Genomic DNA, 14,333 nt, shown 5'->3' with positions numbered 1-14,333 from the left:
AATGAGTACATCAACCCTGAATACCGATAACTGGATTGCCGCCATGCTGCGCGTCGCCGCGCGATTCGGTAAACCTGCCGATGGCAAAACCCTGCGTCAGCAGATGCGCTGGTTTGAACATCTGCCGGTGTCCCAGCAGCTGGAGCGGCTCTCCGGGCTGCTGGGATTGCATCTGACCATGGTGCCGCAGAACAAACTGCGCTGGCGTCAGGAGATCACTCCGGTAGTGCTGGTGCTGGAAAATGCCAGCGTGGCGGTGCTGGAGAGCATTGATGCCGACGGCAGCGCGCGCTACTGGCTCAGTGAAGGCGGCGATGTGGTGCGTGAAAGCGCCTTATCGGAACTGCTGGCACGTGCTCAGGGCGATGTCGGGGTGATAGGCGTAGCGGCGCGTGGCCGGGATGCGCGTATCGACGAATTCGTTCAGCCCTATGAGCCGCACTGGTTCTGGAAAAACTTTCGCGGCATGGGGCGCCGTATTACCGAGATCTCGCTGGCCTCAGTGATCAGCAACGTGCTGGCGCTGGCCGGTATTCTTTTTTCGATGCAGGTCTACGATCGGGTGATTCCGGCGCAGTCGCAATCCACGCTGTGGGTGCTGTTTGTCGGGGTGCTGATCGCCGCGGCCATTGAGTATGTGATCCGGCTGATGCGCACCCAGGTATCAGACCTGATGGGTAAACGCATCGACCTCAAAGTCTCGGCCATGCTGTTTGCCCGGGCGATGAGTATCCGAAATGAGGCGCGGCCAAAATCGACCGGCTCCTTTATCTCGCAGCTGCGTGAGATCGACCAGGTGCGCGAGTTGCTAACCTCAACTACGGTGGGTGCAGCAGCCGATCTGCCGTTTGTCATCCTGTTCCTGTTTATCATGTCATTTGTGGGGGGCTGGCTGGTGCTAATCCCGCTGGCGGCGATCCCGCTGATCGTCATTCCCGGCCTGCTGGTGCAGATTCCGATGGCGAAGCTGGCCAAAGAGGGGCTGCGCGAGGGCGCGCTGCGCAATGCGGTGCTGGTGGAGACCATCGAGGGGATTGAGGATATCAAGGCGCTACAGGCGGAACCCTATTTTCAGCGTCAATGGGAACAGACCCACGAAGTCAGCGCTTCAATCAGCAATCAGCAGCGGTTATGGGGCGCGCGTCTTACCGGCTGGGCGTCAACCGTGCAGCAGCTCACCTATGCCGGAATGCTGGTGTTTGGTGTCTATCTGGTGCTCGATTCTCAAATCACCACCGGTACGCTGGTCGCCTGTAGCCTGCTCTCATCCCGTACCATCGCCCCGTTAATGCAGCTGACGATGGTTTTCTCACGCTGGCAGCACGCCAAAATGGCGATGAAAGGGCTGGATGAGCTGCTGAAAAAGCCGCTCGATCAGCCTGAAGCCGCTACGCTGGCGCACTGTCCGACGCTTACCGGCCAGTACGATCTGCGCAATGTCCATTACAGCTATGACGAAGAGAATGAAAAGAATGTGCTCAACGTGCAGCAGCTGCAGATCAAGCCCGGCGAGAAGATTGCCATTCTGGGTAAAGTCGGGGCAGGGAAGTCGACGCTGCTGAAGATCCTGGCCGGTCAGGCGCAGGCCACTCAGGGCAAGGTGATTGTCGATGGCGTCGATATTGAGCGTATCGATCCTGTCGATTTACGCCGTCAGCTCGGCTGGCTGTCGCATGACTCCCGTCTCTTCTTTGGCACGCTGCGGCAGAACCTGATGCTGGGTAATCCCCACGCCAGCGAACAGGAGATGCTGCAGGCGCTGCGCATCAGCGGCGCACTGTCGCTGGTCCAGCAGGATGCCGCCAGTCTGGATCGCATTATTAATGAAGGCGGACGCGGACTGTCAGGCGGGCAGCGTCAGATGGTGATGCTGAGTCGTATGATCCTGCGGCAGCCGCAGGTCGTCCTGCTGGATGAGCCGACTGCGGCCATGGATGAACAGCTGGAGGAGCATGTGATCCGTCAGCTACAGGGCTGGATCAGTGGCCGGACGCTGGTGCTGGTGACGCACCGGCCGGCGCTGCTGAAGATGGTCGACCGTATTGTGGTGATGGATAACGGCCGGATTGTGGCCGATGGTGCGCGTGACGAGATCCTGCGCCGTGCGACGACGCCAGCGGCGCCAGGGAAAGGAGATGCTGCATGAGTCTGGTTATTGTTGATAAAGATCTTGCCCGTCATGAGCGCCGGACATCGGCGATTATCTGGCTCTGCACCGCCGCACTGGCAATTTTTCTCATCTGGGCGCACTTCGCCATTCTGGATGAGGTGACCGTCGGCATCGGCAAGGTAACACCTTCCAGCCGCGCGCAGGTGATCGACAGCCTGGACGGCGGCATCGTCAAACAGCTGAATGTGCATGAGGGCGATATTGTTGAGAAAGGGCAGGTGCTGGCCACGCTCGATCCGACGCGCTTCCAGTCCAACTTCGGCGAAGCACAGGCCAAAGTGCGCACGCTGCGTGCCTCATCCGAAAGGCTTGAGGCGGAGTTGTCAGGCACGCCGCTTACGTTCAGCGCCGAAACCCTGAAGGAGCCGAACCTGGTCACGCGCGAACGGCAGCTCTACGAGTCGCGTCGTCGTAATCTCACCGAAACCATCAGTAACCTGCAGCAGTCGCTGAGACTGGTACAGGATGAACTGCGGCTGACGGAACCGCTGGTGGCTAAGGGTGCGGCAGGGCAGGTCGAGGTGATTCGTTTGCGCCGTCAGGTCAGCGATCTGCGCGGTAAAATTGATGAGGCGCGTAACGACTATCTGGTGCGCGCCCATGAAGAGCAGGTGAAAAACAATGCCGAACTGGATGCACAACTGCAGGTTGCTGCGGGCAAAGAAGATCAGCTGACGCGTGCCACGCTCTACTCGCCGGTACGCGGCATCGTCAAAGATATTCAGGTCACCACGGTCGGAGGCGTACTGGAGCCGGGCGGTAAACTGATGGAGATCGTGCCGCTGGAGGATCAGCTGCTGATTGAGACGCGTATCAATCCACGTGATATCGCGTACATCCGCCCCGGCCTGGCCGCCACCGTAAAAGTGACCGCCTATGACTCTTCTATCTATGGTGATCTGCCCGGCGAAGTTGAAACGGTATCGCCCGATACCCTGCAGGATGAGGTAAAACGCGATCAATATTACTATCGTGTTTACGTTCGTACTCAGAAAGCAGAGCTGACCAACCGTGCCGGACGAAAATTTCCGATTGTGCCGGGTATGGTGGCTAACGTGGAGATTAAAACCGGTCAGAAATCGGTCATGGACTATCTGATTAAGCCGCTGAATAAAGTCAAAGAATCGCTGCGCGAGCGATGAAAATCAGCACCATAACCACTCTCCGCCTGCTTAATTACGGTGATAAATTAACATGGCGGATATTTCATCATTCAGGGCGCAAAGCGTGCGAAATTTAGCACTCTGTGCGGAACTGGGGCAGAGTTAATTTAATCAGCTTAAGAAAGTTTACGCAGATATAACGGAACGGCAAATTTCAGGCAAAAAAATGCCGGACAACGTGTCCGGCGGGAAATAATAAGTTGTACATCTCATTCGGGGAGAATGAAGGTAATAATGGAATAAATGATGATAGCGGGGACTATTCTATTACCAGATGCCGTAAAAGTTTTATCATTCAGTGCTTCATAAAGCTCTGATGCAACCTGTTGATAACAAACAATACGAATTGAGATTAACGATTCGTGCGCTGATTTTTATCGATCTGTGCTGGTTATTAGTTCCCCGATATTTACATTAAGAAATAACTGTTTCGATCTATGAAACAGTTTTGGAAATTTAGTAGCATTTTCCTGGTGGATTATTGCCCGTTATATAACAACAATGGCCTGCCGGCTGAATTTTTAATCATTCAGTTCGCAGTGGCAAATAATAAAGGCACATAACAGAGGGTAATAAAATGAAACGTCGCGTTCTCTCCCTGGTGATCCCTGCATTGCTGGTTGCAGCAGGATCAGCAAACGCAGCTGAAATCTATAACAAAGACGGCAACAAATTAGACCTCTTCGGTAAAGTTGACGGTCTGCACTACTTCTCTGACAACGACAGCTCTGACGGCGACCAATCCTACGTGCGCTTCGGCTTCAAAGGCGAAACCGAAATCAGCGATCAACTGACCGGTTACGGTCAGTGGGAATATCAGGCTGCGCTGAACAACGCCGAGTCTGAAGGCACTGCTGATAGTTTCACGCGTGTCGGCTTTGCCGGGGTAAAATTTGGGGATGCGGGCTCGTTCGACTACGGTCGTAACTACGGCGTAGCTTACGATATCGGCGCATGGACCGACGTGCTGCCCGAGTTTGGTGGCGATACCTATGGCGCAGATAACTTTATGTATCAGCGTGGCAACGGCATGGCGACCTACCGCAATAATAACTTCTTTGGTCTGGTGGATGGCTGGAACTTCGCCGTGCAGTATCAGGGCAAGAATGGCAACAACACCGAATCTGCAAATGGCCGTGACGTACTGGGTCAGAATGGCGACGGCTGGGGTCTGAGCACCACGTATGATCTGGGTCAGGGCTTTGGCATTGGTGCCGCGGCTTTCCAGTCTGACCGTACCAACGATCAGAACAGCGCGACATCAGGTATTCTTGGCCGCGGCGATAAAGCGGAAGTGTACACGGGCGGTCTGAAATATGACGCAAACAATGTCTATCTGGCCGCGATGTACTCGCGTGCTTACAATGCGACCCGCTTTGGTGACAGCAGTGACGCCTCTTCAGCTTACGGCTATGCGGATAAAGCGGATAACTGGGAACTGGTTGCACAGTATCAGTTCGACTTCGGCCTGCGTCCATCCCTGGCCTATGTCACCTCACGCGGCACCGATGTTCAGAACTGGGGCAAACAGAATCTGAAAAAATATATTGATGTTGGCGCGACCTACTACTTCAACAAAAACATGTCTACCTATGTTGATTACCAGATCAACCTGCTGGACGACAACGCGTTCACCGACGCAGCCGGTATCAATACCGACGACGTGGTGGCACTGGGTCTGGTTTACCAGTTCTAAACGTTCTGAGTTGTCAGGGAGCGCAGTTACCGCTGCGCTCCTGCATCGCCTTCGGGGCTGAGCGCTTCAGCCTTTTGCCACTTCGTGGGTTCCGGTGCTGTCGTTACCGACGACACAACACTGCCGAATCGCGCACCTTCAAATGCGACACCTGCCAGCGTAAAGGCTGAAAAGCTCAGCCAGTGATGCCATGCCGACGGCCACTTCTGTGAATTTTTCATTCTGCACCTCTCAGAGATAAACACTGTTTCAACAGTGCAGAATTCATGCCAGCTTTACCGCTCTCACAGCCACAGACGGCGCGCCCGTTTTGATACACTTGCCGCACGCATCAGAGAGGCATTGCCCCAATCAGGTGCAGTCAGGCTTGTTAATGGCGCGGCCGTGAAGGTGTCATATGACGATGACGACGCTGTTCGACCACTTTATAACTTCCGTAAATAAACAGGCCCAGGGCCATAACGAGAATCGCATAAATCATCTGTAGCTCCTTACTTTGAAATAATGTTTATCGCCTGTCGGGAGGCGGGGTCAGGATAGATGACCAGTGAATGTTCTCGTGATTCAGAAAAATATTCAACGCTATTTAAGCTAATTTACCCGAAGTTTATGCTTTGTAGCAGAGACTAATAAAGTGTTACATGCGAGGAAGGATGCGTTCTCAGATTAATCTGCTGTTTATAGTGACGTTAGTACTGATGTTAGCAGCCTGCGATAAGCCAGCAGCAACAACCGCACTGGTACTGGAAGGAAAAACGATGGGAACCGTCTGGCGTGTGAGCCTGGCGGGTGTGGAGATCGAACGTAAAGCGGAGCTGCAGCAGCGCATCCAGCGGCAGCTGGATGCGGACGATGCTGAACTCTCAACCTGGAAAGCCGATTCCGTGTTATCACGCTTCAATCAGAGCCGGGATCTGTCACCGTGGGCAGTAAGTGAAAACATGGCGGATATTGTCACCACCTCACTGCGAATTGGCCGTAAAACCGGCGGGGCGATGGATATTACTGTCGGGCCACTGGTTAACTTATGGGGTTTTGGCCCGACCAGACAGCCAGCTCATACGCCGGATGCTGCACAGATCGCCACCGCCCGGGCGCAGACCGGGTTGCAGCATCTGCGGGTGGTGCAGGGTGCAGACGCGCAGTGGCTGCAGAAAGATCTGCCTGACCTTTATGTCGATCTCTCAACAGTGGGCGAGGGCTTCGCAACCGATCATCTGGCACGCCTGATGGAGCAACTCGGCATCAACAACTATCTGGTGTCGGTCGGGGGCGCGGTGCTGAGTCGTGGTCTGAATGCGCAGCAGCAGCCGTGGCGCGTAGCGATTCAGAAACCGACCGATCGCGAAAATGCGGTTCAGGCGCGCGTTGATCTGCAGGGACACGGTATCAGCACATCCGGCAGCTATCGCAACTATTATGAACTGGATGGCAAGCGCATTTCTCATGTGATCGATCCCGTTACCGGACGGCCCATTGAGCATAAACTGGTTTCCGCCACGGTGATCGCCACTACGGCACTGGAAGCCGACGGCTGGGATACCGGATTGATGGTACTCGGTACCGAAAAAGCCAAAGCGCTGGCGATAAAAGAGCATCTGGCGGTCTATCTGATCAGTAAGCAGGGCGATAAATTTGTCAGCTGGATGTCGCCGCAGTTTGCTGCTTTCCTGATCCCCGACAAATCCGGAGAACCCTGATGTTAGATCTTTTTAGTGAAGAGCACCCCTGGCAGGAGCCGCTGGCTGAAGGTGCCATGATCCTGCGGCGTCGCGCGCGCGAAGATGCAGAAGCGCTTTATCAACAGATCCTGACAATTGCGGAACAGAACCCGTTTGCCCATCGCATTACGCCCGGCGGTCATCGCATGTCGGTGGCGATGACCAATTGCGGCGATTTTGGCTGGTCGGTGGATTCACGTGGCTACAATTATCAGCAGCAGGACAACCTCAACGGACGTAAATGGCCACCAATGCCGCCGCTGTTTCGTACTCTGGCACAGCAGGCAGCATCAGAGGCAGGATTTGCTGATTTTAATCCGGATGCCTGCCTGCTTAATCGCTATGAACCGGGCGCGAAGCTGACACTGCATCAGGATAAAGATGAGAAAGATTTGCGACAGCCTATCGTTTCGGTGTCGCTGGGCTTGCCTGCGGTTTTCCAGTTTGGCGGCTTCGAGCGTGGTGACACAACTCAGCGTGTGCTGCTGGAACACAGTGATATTGTGGTATGGGGCGGGCCGTCGCGCCTGCGCTACCACGGCATTCTGCCGCTGAAGCCAGGCGTTCATCCGCTGGCCGGTCCCTGGCGTTATAACCTGACGTTTCGCCGCGCCTTTTGACCCGTTACGCCGGTCACGGCGTGGTGAGAATAACTATTGCTATCATTTGGCATCCCATTACACTGCAGGCTATTTTTAGCTGATGGATTGCCTGCATGACGTTGTTAAGCGTTGTTTTTCGCCAGTTCCGCTGGCCTTTTATCGGGGTGATTGCGCTGACGTTGTTAAGCGCCGTGCTGGGTATCGGCATGATCGCCTTTATCAACCGCGAAATGATTGTCGCCATTAACACCTCTTTTGCGGTGTTGCCGCAGTTTCTGTTGCAGCTGGTGGTGCTGATGGCGGTGACGCTGGCCTCGCAGCTGGCGCTGACGATGCTTGGCCATCAGTTTGTCTGGCGACTGCGCGGCGAATTTATTAAGCGTATCCTCGATTCCCGGGTTGAACGTATCGAGCAACTTGGCAGCGCGCAGTTGCTGGCAGGACTGACCAGCGATGTGCGGGCGATTACGCTGGCCTTTGTGCGCCTGCCGGAGCTGTTTCAGGGCGTCATCATTACGCTTGGCTCGGCACTTTATCTCGCCTGGCTGTCCCCGAAAATGTTGCTGGTGACCAGTCTCTGGCTGGGTGTCACGCTGGTGGGCGGCTGGATGCTGGTTTCACGCGTCTACCAGCACATGGCAAAGCTGCGGGAAATCGAAGACAACCTTTATCGCGATTACCAGACGGTGATTGAAGGGCGCAAAGAGCTGCAGCTTAACCGCTCCCGTGCACAGCAGGTCTATGACACCGTGTATCAGGAGGATGCCCGTGCCTGGCGTCACCATATTGTACGCGCAGATACATACCATCTCAGTGCGGTTAACTGGTCGAATATCATGACGTTAGGCGCTATCGGCATGGTCTTTTTTATGGCCAACAGCCTGGGCTGGGCTAATACCGCCGTCGCCGCTACCTTTTCCCTGACGCTGCTGTTCTTACGCACGCCGCTGCTCTCGGCGGTGGGTGCGTTACCGACGTTGCTCAGTGCCCAGGTCGCATTCCGTAAGCTCAACGCCTTTGACCTCGCCCCCTATCAGCCCGGGTTTCACGCGCCATCTCCCGTCTCTGACTGGCAGACACTGGAGCTGCGCGACGTCTCTTTCCATTATGGTGATAACGGTTTTCAGGTCGGGCCGATTAACCTGACGTTGCGCCGGGGGGAACTGGTGTTCCTGATTGGCGGCAACGGCAGCGGTAAATCGACGCTGGCGATGTTGCTGACCGGGCTGTATCAGCCGCAGTCCGGCACGCTGCTGCTGGATGGTAAAGCGATCACGGCAGAGGAGCTGGATGTGTGGCGCAGTCAGTTTTCGGCGGTCTTCACCGACCTGCATCTGTTTGACCGGTTGATCGGGCGGGAAGGCGTGGCAGCCAATCCGGCGCTGGTGCAGCAGTGGCTGGAGCGGCTGAAGATGCAGGACAAACTGAAGATTGAAGGCAACAAAGTGCTGAACCTGCGGCTATCTAAAGGGCAGAGTAAACGACTGGCACTGCTGCTGGCGGTGGCGGAAGAGCGCGATGTGCTGTTACTGGATGAATGGGCGGCAGATCAGGATCCCCATTTTCGCCGCATCTTTTATCGTGAGCTGCTGCCGTGGTTGCAGCAGGCGGGTAAAACGGTGTTTGCCATCAGTCATGACGATCACTACTTCATTCATGCCGATCGGCTGCTGGAGATGCGCGAAGGTCAGTTAACGGAGCTGACCGGTAATGAGCGCGATCTCGCCACACTCGACTCGGTAAAGCGCACCGACACCGGACTTTGACGGCAACTGGCAAAACTTAGCAGAAAAGCGCACTGGCGTGCTGCGCGTCAGACAGGCTACTTTAGCAATCATCAGAAACGTCAGTTTCTGCCATCCTGAAACGTCTTCTTTCGTCTGTGTTTACCCCGGCTAAATACCCTTGTTTAGCCGGTTTTTTTAAAGCCGATGCGAGACCAGGGTGATCACCTGATTTTCCTGCCACATAAAGTCCGCTTCCAGTAACGTACCCCTCACAAAACGCTCGCCGAAGTGCTGAGTCAGGCGCAGCGTGGCACTTTGCTGCGCGAAATCTACGGACACCAGTGCCGCATCCAGAAAGTCCATCGGCTGATGCAGTTGTGGCCATAGTGCTTTATATACGCTCTCTTTGAGCGAGAAGAGCAGGGTAGCGGCCGCACTGAAGGAGACGGGCAGTGTCTGCAACAGCTGCTGTTCCTGCTCATTCATCAGCAGGCCGGCCGTTTCCTGCGCGGTGGTCTCCGACATGAGCTGCTCGACGTCGACCCCGATAGCGCAGGGCTGACGCGTAGCCGCCACCACGACGACACCACTACTGTGAGACAGTGAGGCCTGAATGCCAGCGGGCCAGCAGGGAGATCGGTCAGGCGCGTTGGTCAGAATGAAATCATCAATGCCCAGTTCTGCCATTACTGACCGGGCAAGTAATCGGCTGGCGAGATATTCCGCACGTCTTTTATTGACCGCCTGCTGCAGTCGGGCAGGCAGCGGAATACGCCATTCGACAGCCAGCGCGTCATGATATTTTTGTGGGTCAAAGTGACTCACCGCCAGCAAAGGATCGCTGTGGTTAAGATGACAGGAAAGGATAAAGCCGCCTGCAACAGGCGGCAGCGGCAGGTCGGGATAGCGCATGCGAAACCATCATCAGAACCTAAAAAGGCATTTAATCAGGCGCGATGGTCCAGGGCAAGCAGCCCGCCGCAATCAGTCGTTGGGAGGAATGGCAAAACTCTTGAGAGAAACAACGAAATGGTGGTGACCCCTGCTGATGCGTGCACCCCGGTCGCACCAGTGGCTCGCCAGACGAAAGAAATCGTCGCTGCCAATGTCATACGCCAGTTCCACTTTGCTAATGCCTGAATGAAGTAACGCTTCTGCATCTTTCAGGCTTTTCGCTTTGATCGCCATAAAAATTATCCGTCAATTTCTGGGAAGTTCAGGGTAGTTATTTTCTGTGACATTTTTGTTTCAGTTTGATGAAAAAGCGCAGCGGGCGACTACTTTTGTGAAGCGGGTCAGGCTTTTTTGCAAGCGATAACCTGATGATTTCATGAAGAATGCTAACCCCGTTCGGGATTAATCTGAATGTTAAGCCATGGGAAGTCGTGACAGAGAAAGGCCGCGTCAGACGCGGCCTCGTGGGTTACTTTTCGTCTGGCGGAGAAGGTTGCTTATCGCCAGACTCGGGTGCTTCTGTTGGATCGTCTTTTTCGATGAATGTCATGAACTCTCCTCTTGTTACCCACATGCTTTTAAGTATAGATCGGATTGCGGAAGGTGCGAGGAAAGTGAAGGTCTGATGACAGAAACGCAAAAAGCAGCCTTTTGGGCTGCTTTTCGGGGAATTTGGTCGGCACGAGAGGATTTGAAAAGTTAAACTAACCTTATGCATTTAAAGGTATTTAAAACTGATATATAAGTTAAATATGCCTATGCATATGCCTAAAACATGTGCTTATGAAATTTACTTACTTTTCCATTGTCGTCGTAAGAGGGCTATGAAATCTTCGACATATAAAAGCTTATCTAAGGTAAATGCCTGTCTTCCAACATGAGCAGGGTTCAAGAAGACCGGAGCTTTATCTTGTCCCATTGAGAATGATGAATACATAGTATTGGGACTAGCCAGGTACTCAGCCTGAGTTTTCCATGAGGCTGAGGAGCCACCTGATATGCTTAGTGCAGGCACGAGATGAGTTAATCGTTGTGTAGGATCGATGTCAGAGTAGATCCATAAAGCATAATCTAAAGCTTTTGAGAGCTGCTCAGTTACCTGTTCTTCGATGATGGCGGGAAGGCCTCCTGAAGGTGAAGACAAAGGTAATGAGATCAGTAGATCGCCATTAGAATGTAGCTTTACAAGATTCTTAAGATCCCGGTTTAGCGTCTGACATATACACAGCGCTCCATTTTCAAGCGATACATTTGTGCCAAATTGCTTGTCGAAGATAGCATGCCTGCCGAAAAGAGCTTCTTTTGATAACTTATCCTCGAGCTCTTTAGAGTCCATTTGAGCAGGACGGATAATGGTTGAATCAGGGCCGGCAGCAATTGAGATATCCAGATTGATTGCGCTTTGTGAAAAAGTTTGGTTACTGCGCGGCAGATTCTCAACTGCTCTAGTTTTAAGGCCCACAGGATCAAGAGGTGCTACTGCACGGGCAAGTACAAGGTCATGAATTGCTTTAAGAGCTTTAGCTTTTAGATCTTCAGCTGAAGAAAATTCCCCTCTAAAAAGGCCTTTTTCCCAAGTACTTACTTCCTTTATCAGTTTATCCTGTTCAGGTTCCGCTTCGCTGATTTCACTTTCGATGAAGATAATCAAGGGCTTGGTATTACGAGCTTCGATGACTTCCTCGTGGGTTGCTGATAGGCCTGACTGTTGTATCGCTCCATATCGAGAGCCTAAAATCAAAATTACAGCGTCAGATTCACGAACACCGTTAAGACAAGTGATTTGTGGCGAATTTGCTCTAGCCCCAAAATCCTCTGCCATAAGAGGTTTATGCCCAAGAACACAAACGGCATCCTTGACAGCTTTTCTTTTATCTTCAAAACCCGATATCAACGAACTTATGAAAATATTCATATGAATTCTCAGCAGACAGGTTATTAATAAGTATAGGCATTAATCGTGAGTCGAACTTTATTACCAAATAGGAAAATTATGAAAAATTGGTCTGCTGAGGATACAAGAGCAGTTAAAGCTTGGCTGAACATAGAAAACTATAAAAGTTTTGAAGATACAACGCTCAATGCGCTATACCACGAGTTATGGGCAAGAGCCCTTCTTTTTAAGCCATGGCCGACTGAAGAGGAAAAGGTCGGTCTTGGTGGATACATGAGACAGATCTTCAATGGGAAGCCTTTCCTCTTCGAGCCCGAACAGCTTAACTACATGCAAGATGATCAAACTCTTCAAAGCATTCCTCACGTCTTCATTACTGATATAACCAGACTTGCTCAACTTAGTGTAACTGGTCTCCGGGTCAATCTGTTCTCTTGGGAGCAAGGTAGTGACGAGTACTGCGTCAACCTTCCCCACCATGAAGCATATGTATCTACGGTTATGTCAGCGATATGTGAAAGCACCGTCCTTTTAGAAATCGACCTTGCCAGTGGTACAGACGATGAAATTGCAGAGTCTATCAAATCAGCTCTTCCGCAATGGAGACGCGTGAAGGGGATTGAAGCTGACGAGTCAAGAGCTGTGCGCTTCGGCTACGGCACAATTAAGAAGGTTATCTCTTATCGGCTCATAGCAATGCTCGACGTGCTTCTGTGGGCAAAAATGAATGACCTACGCCTTTCAGACGACAGGCTGTCGAGACTTTTGTACACAGACGAAGATGATGAGGCAGTTATTCGTCTGCACTACCATATCAAAGACGCAGACAGACCCCTTGCGATGAAAGCTGCGACCATAGATTTCATTAGGCAGTTCAACTTCTTCATAAATCGAAACCTACACCTGAAAAACATGAGAGTTTCGGAGGTTATGAAACTCTCGGATTCTAACTGACCTATCCTTCAGCGGTTCTGTTGTCTTGAGTCGCACTAACCCTCCTCTCCATATTTCCCTTACATTTGCTCTCGTCGAAACTGCACCGAGGAGAGCAACATGAAAACACAAAATACGAAACTAATGCGTTTACCTGCTGTGATTGAGAGGACTGGTTTTAGCCGTTCTTGGATCTACGAGTTGATCAATCAAAAGCAGTTTCCTCAACCTATCAAGATTGGCTCTCGTGCGGTGGCATTTATTGAGGGTGAAATTGATGAATGGATTGAAATGTTAATTTCTAAATCACGAAGCGAAACCTTTTAAGAGGGCTTTATTATGAAACTGAATGATTTTATCAGCACTAATAAATATTTCGCGGACATGAATAAACAAGCATTTGATGAAAAATTCGAACATGACGAAGTTGTAGCCATGTGTAATGATGAATTTTCTAAAAGCATTGCTTTCTGGTTGGGAGAATATCTCTCAGGGAATATAAAGGGGGCAGTATCTGCTATTTTTGAACTTGAGTTTAAAATACAGTACGCGGTCTTTTCAATATGGATGACTTTATTTAAACAGAAAGCAGATGTTGAAAATTTGGCAAAAATGATCCTTTTATTTAAATCTGAACATGAATTTAAGAATTTTAAGTTGTAAGATTTTTTAAAAAACCTTATTTGTATAGAGTTAATTTGGCAGTAACAGGAATGGGGCCATGTATCATATGCATGGCCCTTCATATATATGAATTACAATCTGTATGGCTTTTTTATGGTTTCTGATAGTGGTTCAATCTTCGAATCCAACACTTCCTGTTCATTTTTAATTCTTTGAGTTAAATGTTCGCTTCTAAGATCGGCAACACGTGATTGAATAGACATAAAGTTTTCGAATTGCGGTTCTCCGTCGAGAGTGAATTGCTGACCAAATCCATAGCTTATGAGTTGAGATATTGAATGTTTATCATCAAGATTATTATCTATTTTGTAGTCTGATAAATATTGGAAGAAATCAAGGAACTCACTTGCTGATAACTCTAACAGGTAGCGATCGTAGAACTCGAAGGCAGATGATTCATTTAATTCTTGCAGGATCTCGTTTTCATTATCAGGAAAATATACCCACATAATTTCTAAGTTATTTTTAATATCAATCATAGGATCTCCCTGGTTTTTATTTATATATAACAAATGATAAAGTAAAAGCAAGTATTGACTAGTTAAATAGTTGTGTTATTAAAAATTAATACCGTGAAAGTTGTCGATAAAATGGAAAGAATTAAAAGCCAAAACAGCTTAAATTTTGCAAAATTCTTTACGGAAATAAAGCGAAGTTAGTTGTATCAAGCTGCACAGAGTGTTTTGAAGGTATCAGGTAAATAGAAACATCCTTATATATACCTTATTAACATTTGGAAAGAATATTTAGTGCCATCCTTTATTGACAGTTATTAAGCGGTATATTAAT

The 14,333-nt window shown here is 50.9% G+C and carries 15 protein-coding genes; 9 read left to right on the top strand and 6 right to left on the bottom strand.

Translation table 11 applies throughout. The features are described from left to right. Position 1 precedes the first annotated feature (1 nt). The 3 genes from AC6I8J_RS12815 (at position 2) to ompC (ending at position 5,029) form a co-directional block, all read left to right on the top strand. Complete coding sequence (locus AC6I8J_RS12815) at positions 2 to 2,146, top strand: type I secretion system permease/ATPase (protein ID WP_497825442.1); 2,145 nt, start codon at positions 2 to 4, stop codon at positions 2,144 to 2,146. Continuing rightward, on the top strand, positions 2,143 to 3,312 hold the full coding sequence (locus AC6I8J_RS12810; RefSeq protein WP_161732172.1) for a beta-barrel domain-containing protein: 1,170 nt from the start codon (positions 2,143 to 2,145) through the stop codon (positions 3,310 to 3,312). The genes AC6I8J_RS12815 and AC6I8J_RS12810 overlap by 4 nt, the downstream gene beginning before the upstream one ends. 598 nt (positions 3,313 to 3,910) lie before the next feature. After that, positions 3,911 to 5,029 carry a porin OmpC gene (ompC, locus tag AC6I8J_RS12805; RefSeq protein WP_161732173.1) on the top strand — a complete coding sequence of 373 codons (1,119 nt, stop codon included), beginning with the start codon at positions 3,911 to 3,913 and terminating at the stop codon, positions 5,027 to 5,029. A gap of 26 nt (positions 5,030 to 5,055) precedes the next feature. Here the strand turns inward: ompC and AC6I8J_RS12800 are convergent, their stop codons facing one another. Both AC6I8J_RS12800 and AC6I8J_RS12795 read right to left on the bottom strand, forming a co-directional pair. Further along, positions 5,056 to 5,250 (bottom strand): hypothetical protein, encoded by a 195-nt coding sequence (locus tag AC6I8J_RS12800; protein WP_150010500.1) that lies wholly within the window; start codon positions 5,248 to 5,250, stop codon positions 5,056 to 5,058. Between the two features lie 149 nt (positions 5,251 to 5,399). Next, positions 5,400 to 5,510 carry a response regulator gene (locus AC6I8J_RS12795; protein ID WP_202604857.1) on the bottom strand — a complete coding sequence of 37 codons (111 nt, stop codon included), beginning with the start codon at positions 5,508 to 5,510 and terminating at the stop codon, positions 5,400 to 5,402. A 172-nt stretch (positions 5,511 to 5,682) separates the two neighbouring features. On the opposite strand from AC6I8J_RS12795, the gene apbE reads away from it, so the two are divergent. The 3 genes from apbE to AC6I8J_RS12780 all read left to right on the top strand — a co-directional run bounded on the left by apbE (position 5,683) and on the right by AC6I8J_RS12780 (position 9,118). Then, positions 5,683 to 6,729 (top strand): FAD:protein FMN transferase ApbE, encoded by a 1,047-nt coding sequence (gene apbE / locus AC6I8J_RS12790; RefSeq protein ID WP_260058902.1) that lies wholly within the window; start codon positions 5,683 to 5,685, stop codon positions 6,727 to 6,729. Further along, positions 6,729 to 7,370 carry a DNA oxidative demethylase AlkB gene (gene alkB, locus AC6I8J_RS12785; protein WP_497825441.1) on the top strand — a complete coding sequence of 214 codons (642 nt, stop codon included), beginning with the start codon at positions 6,729 to 6,731 and terminating at the stop codon, positions 7,368 to 7,370. Before apbE ends, alkB begins: the two co-directional genes overlap by 1 nt. A 95-nt stretch (positions 7,371 to 7,465) precedes the next feature. After that, positions 7,466 to 9,118: a multidrug ABC transporter permease/ATP-binding protein gene (locus AC6I8J_RS12780; protein WP_161732176.1), complete on the top strand. Its 1,653-nt coding sequence runs from the start codon at positions 7,466 to 7,468 to the stop codon at positions 9,116 to 9,118. 156 nt (positions 9,119 to 9,274) lie between these two features. On the opposite strand, the gene AC6I8J_RS12775 is transcribed toward AC6I8J_RS12780, so the two are convergent. The 3 genes from AC6I8J_RS12775 to AC6I8J_RS12765 all read right to left on the bottom strand — a co-directional run bounded on the left by AC6I8J_RS12775 (position 9,275) and on the right by AC6I8J_RS12765 (position 11,948). Continuing rightward, positions 9,275 to 9,991 carry a 4'-phosphopantetheinyl transferase family protein gene (locus AC6I8J_RS12775; protein WP_253419372.1) on the bottom strand — a complete coding sequence of 239 codons (717 nt, stop codon included), beginning with the start codon at positions 9,989 to 9,991 and terminating at the stop codon, positions 9,275 to 9,277. Between the two features lie 72 nt (positions 9,992 to 10,063). Next, positions 10,064 to 10,267 carry a hypothetical protein gene (locus AC6I8J_RS12770; RefSeq protein WP_003854174.1) on the bottom strand — a complete coding sequence of 68 codons (204 nt, stop codon included), beginning with the start codon at positions 10,265 to 10,267 and terminating at the stop codon, positions 10,064 to 10,066. A gap of 556 nt (positions 10,268 to 10,823) precedes the next feature. Further along, positions 10,824 to 11,948, bottom strand: coding sequence for a DUF4062 domain-containing protein (locus AC6I8J_RS12765; protein ID WP_062758662.1), 1,125 nt, complete (start codon positions 11,946 to 11,948; stop codon positions 10,824 to 10,826). A gap of 78 nt (positions 11,949 to 12,026) precedes the next feature. Here AC6I8J_RS12765 and AC6I8J_RS12760 point away from each other — a divergent pair, with 78 nt between their 5' ends. From AC6I8J_RS12760 to AC6I8J_RS12750, 3 genes are all read left to right on the top strand, one after another. After that, a complete protein-coding gene (locus AC6I8J_RS12760) occupies positions 12,027 to 12,881 on the top strand; it encodes a DUF6387 family protein (RefSeq protein WP_497825440.1) in 855 nt (284 codons plus the stop codon). A gap of 99 nt (positions 12,882 to 12,980) precedes the next feature. Next, positions 12,981 to 13,187 (top strand): helix-turn-helix transcriptional regulator, encoded by a 207-nt coding sequence (locus tag AC6I8J_RS12755; protein ID WP_061062976.1) that lies wholly within the window; start codon positions 12,981 to 12,983, stop codon positions 13,185 to 13,187. 12 nt (positions 13,188 to 13,199) lie between these two features. Beyond that, positions 13,200 to 13,523: a hypothetical protein gene (locus AC6I8J_RS12750; RefSeq protein ID WP_277283027.1), complete on the top strand. Its 324-nt coding sequence runs from the start codon at positions 13,200 to 13,202 to the stop codon at positions 13,521 to 13,523. Between the two features lie 92 nt (positions 13,524 to 13,615). Here AC6I8J_RS12750 and AC6I8J_RS12745 read toward each other — a convergent pair whose 3' ends face one another. Continuing rightward, positions 13,616 to 14,023 (bottom strand): hypothetical protein, encoded by a 408-nt coding sequence (locus AC6I8J_RS12745; RefSeq protein WP_176018952.1) that lies wholly within the window; start codon positions 14,021 to 14,023, stop codon positions 13,616 to 13,618. Positions 14,024 to 14,333: the final 310 nt, after the last annotated feature.

The organism is Pantoea sp. X-Soil-ISGK-355 (assembly GCF_059730805.1).
This window is presented reverse-complemented; position numbering and strand designations above follow the sequence as displayed.

What these genes read in the sequence shown, in the direction of transcription:
- AC6I8J_RS12795 (WP_202604857.1), bottom strand. Translation starts at nt 5,510, where the DNA reads ATGATTTATGCGATTCTCGTTATGGCCCTGGGCCTGTTTATTTACGGA.
- AC6I8J_RS12775 (WP_253419372.1), bottom strand. Translation starts at nt 9,991, where the DNA reads ATGCGCTATCCCGACCTGCCGCTGCCGCCTGTTGCAGGCGGCTTTATC.
- AC6I8J_RS12800 (WP_150010500.1), bottom strand. Translation starts at nt 5,250, where the DNA reads ATGAAAAATTCACAGAAGTGGCCGTCGGCATGGCATCACTGGCTGAGC.
- AC6I8J_RS12760 (WP_497825440.1), top strand. Translation starts at nt 12,027, where the DNA reads ATGAAAAATTGGTCTGCTGAGGATACAAGAGCAGTTAAAGCTTGGCTG.
- AC6I8J_RS12765 (WP_062758662.1), bottom strand. Translation starts at nt 11,948, where the DNA reads ATGAATATTTTCATAAGTTCGTTGATATCGGGTTTTGAAGATAAAAGA.
- AC6I8J_RS12745 (WP_176018952.1), bottom strand. Translation starts at nt 14,023, where the DNA reads ATGATTGATATTAAAAATAACTTAGAAATTATGTGGGTATATTTTCCT.
- AC6I8J_RS12815 (WP_497825442.1), top strand. Translation starts at nt 2, where the DNA reads ATGAGTACATCAACCCTGAATACCGATAACTGGATTGCCGCCATGCTG.
- ompC (WP_161732173.1), top strand. Translation starts at nt 3,911, where the DNA reads ATGAAACGTCGCGTTCTCTCCCTGGTGATCCCTGCATTGCTGGTTGCA.
- alkB (WP_497825441.1), top strand. Translation starts at nt 6,729, where the DNA reads ATGTTAGATCTTTTTAGTGAAGAGCACCCCTGGCAGGAGCCGCTGGCT.
- apbE (WP_260058902.1), top strand. Translation starts at nt 5,683, where the DNA reads ATGCGTTCTCAGATTAATCTGCTGTTTATAGTGACGTTAGTACTGATG.
- AC6I8J_RS12780 (WP_161732176.1), top strand. Translation starts at nt 7,466, where the DNA reads ATGACGTTGTTAAGCGTTGTTTTTCGCCAGTTCCGCTGGCCTTTTATC.
- AC6I8J_RS12755 (WP_061062976.1), top strand. Translation starts at nt 12,981, where the DNA reads ATGAAAACACAAAATACGAAACTAATGCGTTTACCTGCTGTGATTGAG.
- AC6I8J_RS12770 (WP_003854174.1), bottom strand. Translation starts at nt 10,267, where the DNA reads ATGGCGATCAAAGCGAAAAGCCTGAAAGATGCAGAAGCGTTACTTCAT.
- AC6I8J_RS12810 (WP_161732172.1), top strand. Translation starts at nt 2,143, where the DNA reads ATGAGTCTGGTTATTGTTGATAAAGATCTTGCCCGTCATGAGCGCCGG.
- AC6I8J_RS12750 (WP_277283027.1), top strand. Translation starts at nt 13,200, where the DNA reads ATGAAACTGAATGATTTTATCAGCACTAATAAATATTTCGCGGACATG.